The organism is Melghirimyces algeriensis (assembly GCF_900182565.1).
GTDB lineage: Bacteria > Bacillota > Bacilli > Thermoactinomycetales > DSM-45169 > Melghirimyces > Melghirimyces algeriensis.
In genome coordinates this window covers 24164-38340 of the sequence record NZ_FXTI01000012.1, presented here as the reverse complement: position 1 = coordinate 38340, position 14177 = coordinate 24164, and the positions used below count along the sequence as shown (strand labels likewise).

The 14177-nt window shown below is 47.1% G+C and carries 14 protein-coding genes and 1 pseudogene; 10 read left to right on the top strand and 5 right to left on the bottom strand.

Going from position 1 to position 14177, the window contains the following annotated elements; all coding sequences use genetic code 11:
- Positions 1-168 precede the first annotated feature (168 nt).
- Positions 169-570: pseudogene (gene tnpA / locus FN782_RS14555) on the top strand (IS200/IS605 family transposase); the annotation flags it as partial.
- A gap of 14 nt (positions 571-584) precedes the next feature.
- On the top strand, positions 585-1673 hold the full coding sequence (locus FN782_RS14550; protein WP_142506528.1) for an RNA-guided endonuclease InsQ/TnpB family protein: 1089 nt from the start codon (positions 585-587) through the stop codon (positions 1671-1673).
- A 252-nt stretch (positions 1674-1925) separates the two neighbouring features.
- On the opposite strand, the gene FN782_RS14545 is transcribed toward FN782_RS14550, so the two are convergent.
- The 3 genes from FN782_RS14545 to FN782_RS14535 are packed head-to-tail and all read right to left on the bottom strand — an operon-like array spanning position 1926 to position 3927.
- Positions 1926-2519, bottom strand: a complete 594-nt coding sequence (locus FN782_RS14545) for a helical membrane plugin domain-containing protein (protein WP_142506527.1) — start codon at positions 2517-2519, stop codon at positions 1926-1928.
- A 24-nt stretch (positions 2520-2543) separates the two neighbouring features.
- Complete coding sequence (locus FN782_RS14540; RefSeq protein WP_142506526.1) at positions 2544-3686, bottom strand: NAD(P)/FAD-dependent oxidoreductase; 1143 nt, start codon at positions 3684-3686, stop codon at positions 2544-2546.
- A gap of 1 nt (position 3687) precedes the next feature.
- Positions 3688-3927, bottom strand: coding sequence for a sulfurtransferase TusA family protein (locus tag FN782_RS14535; protein ID WP_142506525.1), 240 nt, complete (start codon positions 3925-3927; stop codon positions 3688-3690).
- Positions 3928-4389: 462 nt separating this feature from the next.
- On the opposite strand from FN782_RS14535, the gene abc-f reads away from it, so the two are divergent.
- Positions 4390-6213, top strand: a complete 1824-nt coding sequence (abc-f, locus tag FN782_RS14525; protein WP_185956342.1) for a ribosomal protection-like ABC-F family protein — start codon at positions 4390-4392, stop codon at positions 6211-6213.
- 44 nt (positions 6214-6257) lie between these two features.
- Here the strand turns inward: abc-f and FN782_RS14520 are convergent, their stop codons facing one another.
- Positions 6258-6638 carry a PH domain-containing protein gene (locus FN782_RS14520; protein ID WP_142506522.1) on the bottom strand — a complete coding sequence of 127 codons (381 nt, stop codon included), beginning with the start codon at positions 6636-6638 and terminating at the stop codon, positions 6258-6260.
- 474 nt (positions 6639-7112) lie between these two features.
- Here FN782_RS14520 and FN782_RS14515 point away from each other — a divergent pair, with 474 nt between their 5' ends.
- From FN782_RS14515 to msrA, 7 genes are all read left to right on the top strand, one after another.
- On the top strand, positions 7113-8114 hold the full coding sequence (locus FN782_RS14515; RefSeq protein ID WP_142506521.1) for a LacI family DNA-binding transcriptional regulator: 1002 nt from the start codon (positions 7113-7115) through the stop codon (positions 8112-8114).
- Entirely contained in the window at positions 8111-9052 is a 942-nt protein-coding gene (gene rbsK, locus FN782_RS14510; RefSeq protein WP_142506520.1) for a ribokinase, read from the top strand. Before FN782_RS14515 ends, rbsK begins: the two co-directional genes overlap by 4 nt.
- Positions 9049-9444: a D-ribose pyranase gene (rbsD, locus tag FN782_RS14505; protein ID WP_142506519.1), complete on the top strand. Its 396-nt coding sequence runs from the start codon at positions 9049-9051 to the stop codon at positions 9442-9444. Before rbsK ends, rbsD begins: the two co-directional genes overlap by 4 nt.
- A 14-nt stretch (positions 9445-9458) precedes the next feature.
- Complete coding sequence (locus tag FN782_RS14500) at positions 9459-10955, top strand: sugar ABC transporter ATP-binding protein (RefSeq protein ID WP_142506518.1); 1497 nt, start codon at positions 9459-9461, stop codon at positions 10953-10955.
- The gene (locus FN782_RS14495) at positions 10955-11905 is read left to right on the top strand and encodes an ABC transporter permease (protein ID WP_142506517.1); all 951 of its coding nucleotides are present in this window, start codon (positions 10955-10957) and stop codon (positions 11903-11905) included. The genes FN782_RS14500 and FN782_RS14495 overlap by 1 nt, the downstream gene beginning before the upstream one ends.
- A gap of 55 nt (positions 11906-11960) precedes the next feature.
- Positions 11961-12881 (top strand): ribose ABC transporter substrate-binding protein RbsB, encoded by a 921-nt coding sequence (gene rbsB / locus FN782_RS14490; protein WP_142506516.1) that lies wholly within the window; start codon positions 11961-11963, stop codon positions 12879-12881.
- A gap of 481 nt (positions 12882-13362) precedes the next feature.
- Positions 13363-13833 (top strand): peptide-methionine (S)-S-oxide reductase MsrA, encoded by a 471-nt coding sequence (msrA, locus tag FN782_RS14485; protein ID WP_142506515.1) that lies wholly within the window; start codon positions 13363-13365, stop codon positions 13831-13833.
- Between the two features lie 66 nt (positions 13834-13899).
- Here the strand turns inward: msrA and FN782_RS14480 are convergent, their stop codons facing one another.
- Positions 13900-13998, bottom strand: coding sequence for an IS3 family transposase (locus tag FN782_RS14480; protein WP_425462719.1), 99 nt, complete (start codon positions 13996-13998; stop codon positions 13900-13902).
- Between the last annotated feature and the right edge of the window lie 179 nt (positions 13999-14177).

Below are 14177 nucleotides of genomic sequence, written 5' to 3'. Positions count from 1 at the left end.
GAGCGGGAATCCTCCCCATTTTAATGGGGTAGATGAAAGCGAGCGTCGGACGAGGGGGGGGGTTAACCCCCCCCTCGTCCGACAATGTCGGTAGACAATCAGACCATATGTCGAGGGGGAATCGCGTGAAATATAGCCAACTCCCACTATTTTCGCTATACTACATGTATGGGAAAAGAGAACATCAAGCATGCGAGAACCTGTGTCTATAACGTCAATTATCATATCGTTTGGTCCGTCAAATACCGCAGAAAAGTACTGGATATGGAAATTGAATCCTTTCTGACAGAGCTTTTTCAAGAGATCGCGGAGGAAAAGGGCTTTGAAGTTGTCATGATGGAAGTGGGTGAGAAAGATCATGTCCATGTATTTGCCTCCGCTCATCCAAAGGTGGCTCCCTCGTACATAGTCAAGATGTTAAAAGGAATTTCCGCACGAAAATGTTTCTTAAAATTTCCCCATTTAAAACAGAAACTTTGGGGAGGGCATCTTTGGAACAGTAGTTTCTACATCGAAACCATTGGCTCCATTTCTGAAGATATTATCCGAAAGTATATCGAAAACCAAAAGAAAGGGGGAGACGGATGCTTCGCACCTACAAATTCCGGTTATATCCAAAGCCAGAGCAACAGCAAAGGATCGACTTCACCTTAGAAAGGTGCCGCTTATTGTACAATCGCCTTCTGGACGAACGGATTCATACCTACCGGACGGAAGCAAAGACTTTGTCCTACTATGAGCAGAAGAAAACACTCCCCGCTCGAAAAAAGGCCATCCCAGCGTTAAAGGAAGTTCACTCCCAAGTGTTGCAAAATGTAGTCGAACGGCTGGACAAAGCATACAAAGCTTTTTACAGGCGCGTACAGAATGGAGGGAAAACAGGATTTCCCCGGTTTAAAGGGGAGAGCCGTTACCGTAGCTTTACTTATCCGCAAAGCGGATTCTCCGTGGAGGGGAAATATTTGAAGCTGTCCAAAATCGGGGAGGTTCGAATCCGCCTGCACCGCCAGATCGCCGGAACCATCAAGACCTGTTCCATCGTCAAGAAAAACGGGAGGTACTACGCTTGCCTCGCCGTGGAGCAAGCTCTTAAACCTTTACCGAAAACGGGGAAAGAAGTTGGTGTGGATCTGGGAATCAAGCACTTGGCCGTGACATCCGATGAGCAGTTCTTTGCCTCTCCCCACCCCTTGCGAAGATCGGAACGCAGACTCAAACAGCTGCAACGGCTCGTATCCAAAAGGAAAAAAGGTTCCCACCGCAGGAAAAAAGCGATCTGTCTCCTTGCCCGAATGCATGAAAAAATCGCCAATCAACGGAAGGATTACACGCATCGGATCAGTCATCAGCTGGTGAAGCGATACGATTTGATTGCGTTTGAAGATCTGAACGTGCAAGGAATGGTCAAGAATCATCACCTGGCGAAAAGCATCGTCGATGCTGGGTGGAGGCAACTGGTCCAATACACGACTTACAAGGCTGAAAGTGCTGGTAAGCGTGTGGTCCAAGTCAACCCCCATCAAACCAGCCAACGATGCGCCAGCTGTGGTGAAATCGTCAAAAAAACATTGGCCGAACGGGTCCATCGTTGCCCTTTTTGTGGCTATGAACAGGATCGGGATGTCAATGCGGCCATCAACATTCTGCAACTCGCAAGACAAAAAGCCTCTTAAAACTCAATCAGGCCAGGAACTGGTCTTCGTGGAGAGTGCGGCAGGAGTCGGCTCGATGAAACGAGAAGCTCGCCATTTCAATGGCGAGAGGTTCACGTTTGTTTGTTAAATGGTCAGTAGAGAGAATTGTTAAATAGCAGCTGTTTTTCTATCCAGTTCATAAAAGACCACTCTGAACAGATTGGTCACAACCCAGGCTGTACCTGGGTTGTTTTTATAGTGTCGGATTTCGCTTGGGTTTCAGTGTATCTGCTACTGTGGAGATTTTGAATGTACATTTTTCAAAAATTGGCTTACAAATTGAATGGTCCATTGAACCTCTTTCTGTTTGGCTAACTTCAATAATTGGATCAAGGAGACAGGTTTCAGAGAATCCTTTGTTTCCGCCATGGTTTGGTCCAGGGCGTGTAATAACCGCGGTATTTCCGCGAAAGCTTGGGAACGGGTGACTTGATCCCCCCATTCCATCCAATAAAGGGAACGTCGGGAGAGATGTGAAATCGTCTCTTCCGTTAACGCATCCATTATGATTCCTATGGATTCAAATAAACGAAGAAGCTTCTCCAACGTTCCGCTTTTCTCCAATTGAATCATTTGATCCAACAGGCGAATCAGTGAGTCCGAACGGTTCAGCATGTTATCCATCAAGTTTAGAATCCGTTCATCCCCAAGAAAATCGATAAAATGGGATGTTTGTTCCACTTTTTTACCCAGATGGGCGACGGTCTCTTCCGTCAAGGAATCGCCTATCATTTGAATGAAGCTTAATGTATCAAACAGAACGGGAGCCATTTCCGCCCATTGCTTCTGAAAGTCCGCCGAGGCGTGTTCTTGTGGATCGGTCATCTCTTTCACCTACCTCCTGTTTGTTTACAAAATTCCTTTTACATTAACCCAGTGCATTTCGTTGTATCCGCTTTTTGCAAAATGTACCCATTTGGAAGGGGGAACAGGCTTCGGAGGGTTTTCATAGTCGAAAGAAATGTAGGTGGCTTGGTTCAGACCTGTTTCAATAAAGCAGAAAACTTTTCCGTTGTAGGGTTTTTCTCCTTTCTTTCCATGCAAGAGATTGATCAGGTTATGGGAGAGAATTTCAGCTTCAAAATGAGCCGTGGAACCGGCTTTACTGATGGGAAGGTTGGTGGCATCACCGATGACAAAAATGTTTTCCTGACCGTCCAGTCGGAGGTGGTGTCGATGGGTAGGCAGCCAAGCCTCTTTGTCTCCCAATTTGCTTTCACGCACGACGTTTGCTCCTTGATGTGGTGGAATGACTACCAGGAGATCATAAGAAAGTTTTCGACCATCAACGCTTACGATGACATTTTCTTCCGGATTGACATGATCTATCATAAAAAAGGTTTCGATGTGGATGTTTCGATTGTTGAATTCCTTTTCCGCCCATTCAGCCACAGAGGCGGTTCCATAGGGACCGGCAAGAGGATATGCATAGGTGATTTCCGTTTGTTTCCGGAACCCTTGCTGACGAGCCCAGTCTTCCAACATCATGGTAAATTCCAGCGGAGCGATAGGGCATTTATGGGGCAATCCGACGGCCACTACCACTTTTCCGCCGTGAAAGTGATCCATGGCATCTCGTAAACGGAGGGCACTTTCCATGGTGTAGAACATATGCCCCCCTTCCTGAAGTCCCGGAATTTCTTCCACCTTGGGGTGAGATCCGGTCGCAAGGATGAGGTAGTCATAGGGAAGAGACTCTCCTTTTTCTAGATGGACGTTCTGCTTATGGGTGTCAATTTGTGTGGCTCGATCCAGAATCACGTGAACGTGAGTGTTGATTACCTGATCCATGGGTCGAATCAGTTCTTCCGGCTGTTTCAGGTGAAAGGGGATATAAAGGAAACCCGGTTGGTATATATGAATCTCCTGATCGCTAACTACCGTAATCTGTACCGTTCGCTGATTGATTTCTGTCTTCAATCCTCTGGCCAACAGATTGGCAATCATACAGCCGGCTGTACCACCACCGATGATCACTACGTTCTTTGTCATCTCAATTCCCTCCGATTTGGACGGTTAACGTATAAACATTTCCTTCTAACTGTTCACCCAGATATTTGTGTCCCATTTTTTCTGCCCAGAGAGGCACATCTTTTCTGGAACCTGCATCATTGGTCAAAAGTTCAATTTCTGTACCCGGTTCTGCATCCTTGGCCGCCCTCATCAGTTCCATCAGTGGTCCTGGACAAAAAGCTCCCCGTGCATCAACACGCAGTTTTTTATTCTGATTCATGATGTCTCCTCCTTTAAAATGGTTTGACTCCATTGTGGGAAAAGGGGAATCTAACTCATTTGTATGTAAAACTCAAACGGGTTTTAACATGTGATAGAAAAATTTAATTTACAGTGCTTCAAGGGATGACCCTTGGAAAAAATATCTATACCATGTATAATAAATTTATTCTATCTATCGGAGGTATCAAAAGTATCGAGATGCGTTTCGACCGCTAATCCCGTAACCAATTGGATACGGCGCCTTCCTCTGCCATGGATGGCGGAGCGGTCGGGACAGGTGTGCCCATTTTTAGGGACCCTGGTCTATCGAAACGGAATCAGCGAAACCAAAGCGTGATAAAAACCTTGAATGGTTTTTTTCGTGTGTTTCAATATATCCAATCCCCCTTCCCATCCGAAGTGACAGGGATGGCGTCTGTGCTGTTCAGTGCCAAGCTTACCGGATGTGGAGGGGTTTTTTGTGTGGGTTTTTAAAGCAGAGAATCTGAAAAAAGAGTGGAATGGAAAAACCATCTTTGAAAATGTGGATCTTGCTGTCCACGAAGAAGAACGGGTGGCCTTAATCGGGGCAAATGGTGTGGGGAAGACAACCTTGTTTCATTGTTTGACGGGAAAGATCTCTCCGGATGATGGAGCCATCGATCGAAGGTGGCCTGTATCTCATTGGGGGATCGTGGAACAGCAAGACGTTGTGCCAGATGAAACAACCATGGAAGAGTGGTTTTTTTCTGCGGATTTAAAGCGGTTTTCACTAAAGCGGGAGTTGAAACGGCTGGAAGGAGCATTGACATCTGCCAGTCATGATTTGGAGGCATTGTTGCAACAATACAGTGATGTACAGGAAGCGTATCAGGCTTTGGGAGGATATGAGTGGGAGGAGGAAGTGAAGGGGTTACTCGGTCGGTTTGGTTTCTCCCAGGATCTGTGGAAATGTTCCTATGATCAGTTGAGCGGAGGACAAAAGACCCGTCTCAAGCTTGCAAGGGCGCTGGTTGGAGCACCCTCTTTCCTTCTGCTGGATGAACCGACCAATCACCTGGATCAAGAGACATTAAGCTGGTTTGCGGATTGGTTAAAGCGGTTCCGTGGTGCTTGTCTGATTGTTTCCCATGACCGGTCCTTTATCGATCACGTTGCCCATACCACAGTGGAACTGACACAGAAGGGCACCCGTGCCGTCCGTGGTGGGTACTCAGACTTCCTTCGGGAGTGGGAACGGGAGCGACGGGAACAGGAAGCGCTCTATCGAAAGCAGCAGAGGGAAAAGAAAAAGTTGGAGGATGCCATTCGTCAGTACCATGATTGGTTTCAAAAGGCTCATGCTTCTGCCGGGGAACGAAATCCCTTTCAGAAAAAGAAGGCGAATAAGCATCAGACGCGCCTTCGGGCCAAGGAACGGGCCCTGAAACGTCTGGAAGAGCAAACGGTGGAAAAACCGAAGGATGCGCCTGAGATCCAGGCAAACCTGAATGCAGAAACCTTCGAAGCCCGCCGATTGGTACGGATGGAGAGGGTGACTTTTTCCTACGGACATTCTCCAGTGTTTCAAAATGTGGATCTAACGCTTTCCAGAGGGGATCGCCTGGCGGTAATCGGTCCCAATGGGAGTGGGAAAAGTACTTTGTTAAAGCTTTTGACCGGTCAGCTACAGCCACAAAGTGGGGACGTTTATCGGCATCCGGAATTAAAGGTTGGGTATTTTGCTCAGGAGGTGGATACCCTCGACCCGGAGCAGACCGTATTGGACAGCTTGCTGGCGCTTCCCGATATGTCATTCAGAATGGCATACAACGTTCTCGCATCCTTTTTGTTTCGGAGAGAAAAGGTACATCAAAAGATTGGCAGTCTGAGCATGGGAGAGCGGTGTCGGATCGCTTTTGTTCACCTGTATTTTTCCAGAGCCAATCTGTTGGTTTTGGATGAACCGACCAACTATTTGGATATTCCCACACGGGAACGGATCGAGGAAGCGTTGCAGAATTATCCGGGTACACTTGTGTTGGTCTCCCATGACCGGTATCTGTTGGATCAGGTTTCCAATCGAGTGGCGATTATAAAGAACAGCACAGTGGATATATGGCCCGGTGGAAACAGGGAGTACCGGCATCACCTTCAAGAAAAGGAGAAGCGATCAGTTGATCCTGAAACGGATCAACAAGTCCGGATGCTGGAATTGGAACTGACCCGGCTGATGGCGGAGGAAGAACCGGAGACAGAGACAGATCGGGATCACCTTTACCGTCAAATCCAGGAGGTGAAACAGAAGCTGGATGCTCTGAGATAAAGGAAAAGACAGGGAGGCCTCTAGGGCTCTCCCTGTCTTTTCCTTTATCTTAAAACGTATTCAGCTAAAACACTTTGCAAATCATAAATATTCAGCTTTTTGTTAAACTGTTTTTGAACGATTGGCATCTCTTGACCGGATACCCAAATGTTTAATTCAGCATCCAAGTCAAAATGACCGGCTGTTTCAATACTGAAGCGAGTAATGCTATGGTATGGAATGGACAAGTAAGAAACCTTTTTACCTGTTAATCCTTGTTTGTCCACCAATATCAAGCGTTTATTGGTAAATAGAAACAAGTCCCGGATGAGAACATAACTTTTTTCAATCCGTTCGGATGAAGCCAACAAATGGCCAAATTCCTGTTGTGCCTGATCAGCACTGATTTCGGATGCATTGCCCATCAGCCCGTCAAAAATCCCCATTTTACCCTCACCTTTCACTCCGTTTTCACCTTTGGATGGGTGATGCTTTTATTATACTATGATACAGAATTTGTCGTCTTCCATTATCCCGCTAAAAGATAGATTGAGAATATCGGGTTAATCAGACAAGAACGTTGTTTATGTGCAGGGAAGATCTCGAAGACAAAAAATGTGAATGAAACATAGATAGTTTGTAAATAATTTCAAAAACATATTATCATTTGATTGATTTTGATTTACACTAGAAAAAGGAATCTCAAATATATGTTTAATTTCTTTTTATTAGAAAAAATACTATTTGATGGGAGTTGATCTTTTACCGGGAAATGATGCAGTCTCGTATAAGAAATTATTACTAATGATTTTGTATTGACACATGGATGAAGAGAATAGTATGCTATATGTAACCGGTTACATATTTTGTGTATTATCTCTCTCTGGTATGTAACCGGTTTCACAGGGAGTGGATGAAACTTGGCAACTATTAGAGATGTAGCACAGCGAGCGGGAGTATCTGTCGCAACTGTATCACGGGTTCTAAATCAAAACGGCTATGTGAATCAGGATACAGAAGCTCGTGTAATGAAAGTGATTAAGGAACTGGATTACCGGCCCAATACCGTAGCCCGCAGTCTGGCCAACCGCAAAACGGGAACCATTGCTCTGATTTTACCTACGATTATGAATCCGTTTTTTTCTGAATTGTCGAGAGCGGTGGAAGATTCGGCAAGGTCCCGCGGCTTTACTGTAATCTTTTGTAATTCTGATGATTTGGATACGCGGGAACAAACGTATATTGATGTCCTTCGTCAAAAATATATTGATGGAATTATTTTTGCTTCCAGCAGTCTGGGAGAAGAAGACTTGGCGGTAATCAACGAAAATGGAATTCCCTTGGTTGTACTGGACCGAGCGCTGCGTGAAGGCAATTGTTCAGTGATTCGTTCCAAAAATGCGGAAGGGGCAAGAAAGGCGGTTCATCATCTTCTCGCCACCGGCTGTCGAAAAGTGGCTCATATTGCAGGTCCCCAAGAGTTGATCACTGCCCAAGAGCGGCTTCGAGGGTATCGGGATGTAGTGAAGGACTTGGATTGGTTTGAAGAGTCGCTGATTCTTCCAGGTCAGTTCTCGATCACCGGTGGTAAGGGGGCTGTTCAGGCATTGGTGGAAGCTCATCCAGATGTGGATGGAATTTTTGCCGGCAATGATCTGATGGCGATCGGTGCTTTGAAAGCTTTGCACCGTATGGGAATAAAGGTTCCGGAAGAGGTTTCCCTGTGTGGTTTTGATGGGATTGGAGCCACAGAATGGACGGAACCCGAATTGACGACCGTTGCCCAGCTGATTTATGAGATGGGAGCTCGTGCGGCTTTACATCTGATCGACCGTGTACAGGGATATACCGATCAGGTGGAAGATCTGGAATTGGATGTCCATCTTATTGAACGGGGTTCAACGAGGAGGCGTAAGTATTGACAGATAGACAGGCGCGTGTAGCAGTGATTGGCAGCTTAAATATGGATGTGGTGGTTCAGGCGGCACGACTACCACAAATAGGAGAGACAGTAACTGGGGATTCGGTCTATTTTATTCCTGGGGGAAAAGGGGCCAATCAAGCTGTGTCCGCCGCACGGTTGGGAGCTTCTACGGTGATGGTTGGATCGGTGGGAACCGATTCCTTTGGACAAACCTTGTTGGAGTCTTTGGAGCAGAGTGGGGTGGATATACAGCCAGTGAAGCGTACACCGGATGCTCCTACGGGAGTTGCATCCATATGGTTGTCTGAAGGAGATAACAGCATTGTTGTTGTTCCGGGTGCCAACAGCCGGTGCTTGCCTGATGATGTACGGCATCATCAAGAGCGAATCGCTGAGTCTGAGGTTGTTGTACTTCAGCTGGAGATTCCCATGGAAACGGTGATGGAAGCAGCCCGCACAGCGAAGGAATTGGGAAAGATCGTTGTATTGAACCCCGCTCCTGCCACGAAATTGCCACAAGAGTTGTATCAATGGGTGGATGTGTTGACCCCCAACCGCTCTGAGCTGGAACGGTTATCCGGCTACCCGGCAGAAGAAGGGGGGTTGGAGCAAGGGATGCAAACGCTTCTCCACAAAGGCGTCAGCTGTGTTGTTACAACCTTGGGGGAGCAGGGGGCTGTTGTTTTATCCAAGGAAGAGGGATTTCGGAAAGTAGCCGGACGGTCGGTCCATGTGGTGGATACCACCGGTGCCGGAGATGCGTTTAATGCAGGTTTGGCCTGTGCCCTGGCTGAAGGGAAACCTCTTTTTGATGCTGTTGACTTTGCCGGTTGCGTAGCCAGTCTCGCCGTCACCCGTCTGGGTGCCCAGAATGGCATGCCGAGTCGAAAAGAAGTGGATGCCTTTTACAGCAAAGAATTGGAGGGTAATGGATGAAAAAAACATTGTTGTTAAATAGTCATCTCTCCAGAGTCATCAGTGAATTGGGACATACCGATCAAGTCGTGATCGGGGATGCCGGTCTGCCGATTCCTCCTGAAACAGAGCGAATTGACTTGGCAGTTTCCCCTGGAACACCCGGTCTGATCGAAACCTTGCAAGCGGTTTTGTCGGAAATGACTGTGGAAAAGGTGATATTGGCTGAGGAGACAAAGGTGGTCAGTCCTGAACTACATCAGCAATTAGAAGATATGTTATCCCATATAGAGTGGGAATCCACCTCCCATGAAAAATTGAAAGCCATGAGTCGTCAGGCAAAGGCTGTCATTCGCACCGGGGAATGCACCTCCTACGCCAATGTTGTTTTACAATCAGGCGTTGCTTTTTGAAAGAAGGTGAAACCATGGCAGAGTTACTTTTGGAGATGGAAAAGATCCAAAAATCGTTTTCCGGAAATCAGGTCTTGCATCATGCCCGATTTTCCCTGGAAGAAGGGGAAGTGCATGCTTTGATGGGTGAGAATGGTGCCGGGAAATCAACACTGATGAAGATTCTCTGCGGGGTCCACCCCAAGGATGACGGAACAGTAAAAGTGTTTGGCAAGGAACGGGAAGGGTATACTCCCAGAGAGGCTCAAGGGATGGGAATTGCGATGATCCATCAGGAGCTCAATCTGATCGCTGATTTAACCGTGATGGAAAATCTCTTCCTCGGTCGGGAGTTTGTTCATGGTCCTACTGGTTGGATTGATTGGCGCAAGATGAAATCGGAGGCAACAAAATGGTTGGATCATCTGGGATTGGAGATTCACCCTGCTGAAAGAACAGGAAATCTTTCTGTAGGACAACAACAGATGGTGGAGATTGCCAAAGCCCTTTCGCTGGAAGCAAAGATCTTGGTTTTGGACGAGCCGACGGCAGCGTTGACCAACCGGGAGATTGAATCCCTGTTTCAGGTGATCCGTATTCTGAAGAAACAAGGAGTGGGAATGGTTTACATTTCTCACCGAATGGAAGAGATTTTTGAAATCTGTGATCGCATTACAGTGATGAGAGATGGCGCAACCATTGGAACACGCCAGAGTGATGAAACAGATATGAATGAACTGGTCCAAATGATGGTGGGTCGGGAGATCACGAACCGGTACCCCCGAAGTTCCGTGACACCGGGAGAAGAGTGCCTCAGTGTAGAGGGACTGACTTCTGGGGGTGAAGTGGAAGATGTCACCTTTTCCATCCGAAGAGGGGAGATTGTTGGGCTTGCCGGTTTGATGGGGGCTGGTCGGACTGAGATGGCGGATCTTCTGTTTGGTGTGCGGCAGCCAGATCGTGGGAAGATCCGGATCAACGGTCAAGAAGTGAAGATTCGGCGGCCGGAAGATGCGATTCGACATGGAATTGCCTATGTAACAGAAGATCGGAAAAGAGAAGGGTTGGTGCTTCCCCTGTCCGTGAGGGAAAACCTGTCCCTTCCGAACTTTTCTTCCATCACTTCTTGGGGGAAAATTCAACGAAAGAAGGAATCCAATCTTATTCAGGATATTGTGAAAAAATTGTCGATCAAAACATCGGATTCAGAGCAGGAAGTACAAACGCTGAGTGGGGGGAACCAGCAGAAAGTGGTGATTGGCAAATGGTTGGCAGCTTCGCCTGAAATCCTCATCCTGGATGAGCCGACGCGTGGCGTGGATATTGGGGCCAAAGAGGAAATTTATCGCTTGATCGACCATTTGGCTACAGAAGGGATGGCGATTCTGCTGATTTCTTCCGACTTACCGGAAGTGTTGGGAATGAGTGATCGTTTATTGGTGATGCATGAAGGACGGATCACCGGTCGGTTTAAAAATGGGGAGGCGACACAGGAACGAGTGATGACCGCTGCCTCAGGAGGTGATGTGTAATGCAATCCCAACCAAAAAATTCTGGACTTCGAATCAGCATGCCTCAGAAAATCGGTCCACTGTTAGGTTTGGGAGCCATTGTAGTGGTGTTGTCAGTAATCAGCAAGGATTTTCTGAGTATTACAAATATCTTTAATGTACTTCGACAAATTTCCATTAATGCTTTGTTAGCCTTTGGAATGACCTTTGTCATTCTGACCGGAGGCATCGATCTGTCTGTCGGTTCCATCCTTGCACTGTCTGGTGCATTTAGTGCGGGAATGTTGGCTTCCGGAATGGATCCGTTTGTTGCGATTCTGACAGGATTGGCTGCCGGTACATTGATGGGAGCCGTCAACGGGGTATTGGTGGCAAAAGGGCGGATGGCGCCTTTTATTGCCACTCTGGCAACGATGACGGTATACAGGGGATTAACACTGGTGTATACCGAAGGTCGTCCAATCGCTTTTGACAATGAGGCTTTCGCGATGTTGGGAAAGGGTTATTTTCTTGAGATACCGGTTCCCGTCATCTGGATGTTGATATCATTTTTGATTCTGTATTTTGTGTTGAAAAGCACGACGTTTGGACGATATGTTTATGCGATCGGTGGCAATGAAGAAGCCGCTATGCTTTCCGGAGTGCGAACCCATCGGGTGAAGATATGGGTTTACGCGATCAGTGGTCTGTTTGCTTCTGTGGCAGGGTTGATTCTGACAGCCCGGCTGAACTCGGCTCAGCCGACAGCAGGGACAACCTATGAATTGGATGCGATTGCCGCTGTGGTTCTTGGAGGAACCAGTCTGGCCGGTGGGCGGGGTTGGATTATTGGTACCTTGATTGGCGCCATTATTATCGGAGTGTTAGATAATGGATTGAATCTGCTAAATGTTTCTTCTTTCTATCAACAGGTTGTCAAAGGTGGAGTTATTTTACTTGCGGTTTTGCTGGACCGTTCCCGAAAATCCTGAAAGATCTTCGGGAATTCCAAATAAATTCTTCAAATGGCATAGGAGGGAACCAGGGATGAAAAAGGTTTGGAGCTTGTTGTTGATTGCAGTGCTGGCAATGGGTGTTTTGGCGGGTTGCTCCAGCGAATCGACACTGGAAAAGGAGGAAAAGAAGCAGAATGATCAAGTGAAGATTGGCCTATCCATCTCCACTTTGAACAATCCCTTCTTTGTTTCCTTGAAAGAAGGGGCAGAGAAAGCAGCCAAAGAATCCGGAGCGGAACTCATTGTAGCGGATGCTCAGGATGACAATGCCAAGCAGCTAAATGATGTAGAGGATTTGATCCAAAAGAATGTGGATATTTTGCTGATCAATCCGACGGACAGTAAAGCCATTACTACAGCTGTGGAATCTGCCAATAAAGCGAATATTCCTGTGATTACGGTGGATCGGAAGTCAGAAGGCGGAGAAGTGCTGTCCCACATTGCGTCCGATAATGTAGAAGGTGGAAAAATGGCGGGCGAATATATCCTGGAACAGATCGGGAATAAGGGAAACATTGTGGAGTTGGAAGGAATTCCGGGAACCTCCGCAGCCCGTGACCGGGGGAAAGGGTTCCATCAGGCGGTCGACAATAAAGACGGTGTGAAAGTGGTCGCTTCTCAGCCAGCTGATTTTAACCGCTCCAAGGGATTGACGGTTATGGAAAACATTCTGCAAAGCAACAAGGAGATTGACGCGGTCTTTGCTCATAATGATGAGATGGCCTTGGGAGCTTTGAAAGCGATTCAGGGAGCCAAAAAAGATATCTTGGTGGTCGGCTTTGATGCGACGGATGATGCTGTAAAAGCGGTGAATAAGGGAGACCTGGGTGCCACCATTGCGCAGAAGCCGGAAGTAATCGGAGAAACCAGTGTCAATGTTGCCACCAAAGCGGTCAAGGGAGATCAGGTGGATGATTTCTACCCCGTCAAGCTGGAATTGATCAAAAAATAAACTGATACCCCATGCAGGCGTCGGGTTGCATCCCGGCGTCTGTTTTGTGATCAGAAGCCTTTTATCGAGGTTCATGACAAAGTGGTGAAGGGGGGATCTCCGTTTCCGCATCTCTTTCTTCCAGCAAAGAAGTGGAAGGAGTCCGCTTCACCCCCATCCGGCCCCAACCAGCGGACAAAAGGGGAAAGCAGGTTGTCCGCTAAACGGTTGGGACCTCCAGGGGTTCTGCTGGGTCGTCGGAAAAGGATGCTCCACCGGATATCCCCCTCTTATTTATCTTTGTCAGCAGTCTCCTTTTATCGGGATGATAGGAAGGATGACACAGTGCTTATGGTCTGGAAGTTGTGTTGTAGGAGGCCGTGATCCTGAGGTTCTTTTTGCAGATTCCAAAAATGAAAACATTGCCGGTAAGAGGAAAAGGGATTGTCGAAAGGACTCCACTTGGATAGGATAAAGGAAAATGGATGGGGAGTGTGATCGAATGGCGAAAGCAACATTTGGTGCCGGATGTTTTTGGTCTGTGGAGGAATTGTTCCGCAAAGTGGAAGGAGTAATGTCCACAGCGGTGGGATATATGGGCGGCGCGACTGAGAATCCGACATATGAGGAAGTCTGTACGGATCGGACGGGTCATGCTGAAGTGGTGCATCTGGAATATGATCCGGCGAGGGTTTCCTATAAGGAATTGCTTCAGATCTTCTGGGAAAACCACAATCCTACCACATTCAACCGCCAAGGACCGGATGTTGGAAGTCAGTACCGATCCGTGGTTTTTTACTATACCCCGGAACAGAAAGAAATGGCAGAGAAGTCAAAAGAAGAGCTGGACAACTCAGGCAAATGGAAAGACCCGATTGTCACGTCGATTGAACCGGCAGCTACCTTCTATCGTGCGGAAGAGTATCACCAGCGATATCTTCAAAAGCGTGGGCAATCATCCTGTGGATTGTGAAGAGTAGGTGGAAACTCCCCTGGACTGTGGTCTTGACCCCGTTAAGTCAGTGAAAAAAAGAACAGTTTATACGGCGACTTTTTCCCGATGTTCCGCTGGGGAAAGGTCGCCCAGTTTTTTCTGGAAACGTTCTTTGTTGTAGAAGAAAATATAGTCCTCGACGATTTGACCGGCTTTTTTCGAAAGTCTTTGGGTGTGTGAGATAAAGTAAGGAAGTGATTATTCATCTTATGATAAGCTCATGAAGGTGATTTAGGAGTACACACGGCGGTGACGCAACAAAAACAAGCAGGACAATGTAATCTTAAAATAGTAAAACAAGATAAAAATTTTATGAAGAAGGA

What these genes read in the sequence shown, in the direction of transcription:
- FN782_RS14550 (WP_142506528.1), top strand. Translation starts at nt 585, where the DNA reads ATGCTTCGCACCTACAAATTCCGGTTATATCCAAAGCCAGAGCAACAG.
- FN782_RS14495 (WP_142506517.1), top strand. Translation starts at nt 10,955, where the DNA reads ATGCAATCCCAACCAAAAAATTCTGGACTTCGAATCAGCATGCCTCAG.
- msrA (WP_142506515.1), top strand. Translation starts at nt 13,363, where the DNA reads ATGGCGAAAGCAACATTTGGTGCCGGATGTTTTTGGTCTGTGGAGGAA.
- rbsD (WP_142506519.1), top strand. Translation starts at nt 9,049, where the DNA reads ATGAAAAAAACATTGTTGTTAAATAGTCATCTCTCCAGAGTCATCAGT.
- FN782_RS14545 (WP_142506527.1), bottom strand. Translation starts at nt 2,519, where the DNA reads ATGACCGATCCACAAGAACACGCCTCGGCGGACTTTCAGAAGCAATGG.
- FN782_RS14500 (WP_142506518.1), top strand. Translation starts at nt 9,459, where the DNA reads ATGGCAGAGTTACTTTTGGAGATGGAAAAGATCCAAAAATCGTTTTCC.
- FN782_RS14535 (WP_142506525.1), bottom strand. Translation starts at nt 3,927, where the DNA reads ATGAATCAGAATAAAAAACTGCGTGTTGATGCACGGGGAGCTTTTTGT.
- FN782_RS14540 (WP_142506526.1), bottom strand. Translation starts at nt 3,686, where the DNA reads ATGACAAAGAACGTAGTGATCATCGGTGGTGGTACAGCCGGCTGTATG.
- rbsB (WP_142506516.1), top strand. Translation starts at nt 11,961, where the DNA reads ATGAAAAAGGTTTGGAGCTTGTTGTTGATTGCAGTGCTGGCAATGGGT.
- FN782_RS14520 (WP_142506522.1), bottom strand. Translation starts at nt 6,638, where the DNA reads ATGGGGATTTTTGACGGGCTGATGGGCAATGCATCCGAAATCAGTGCT.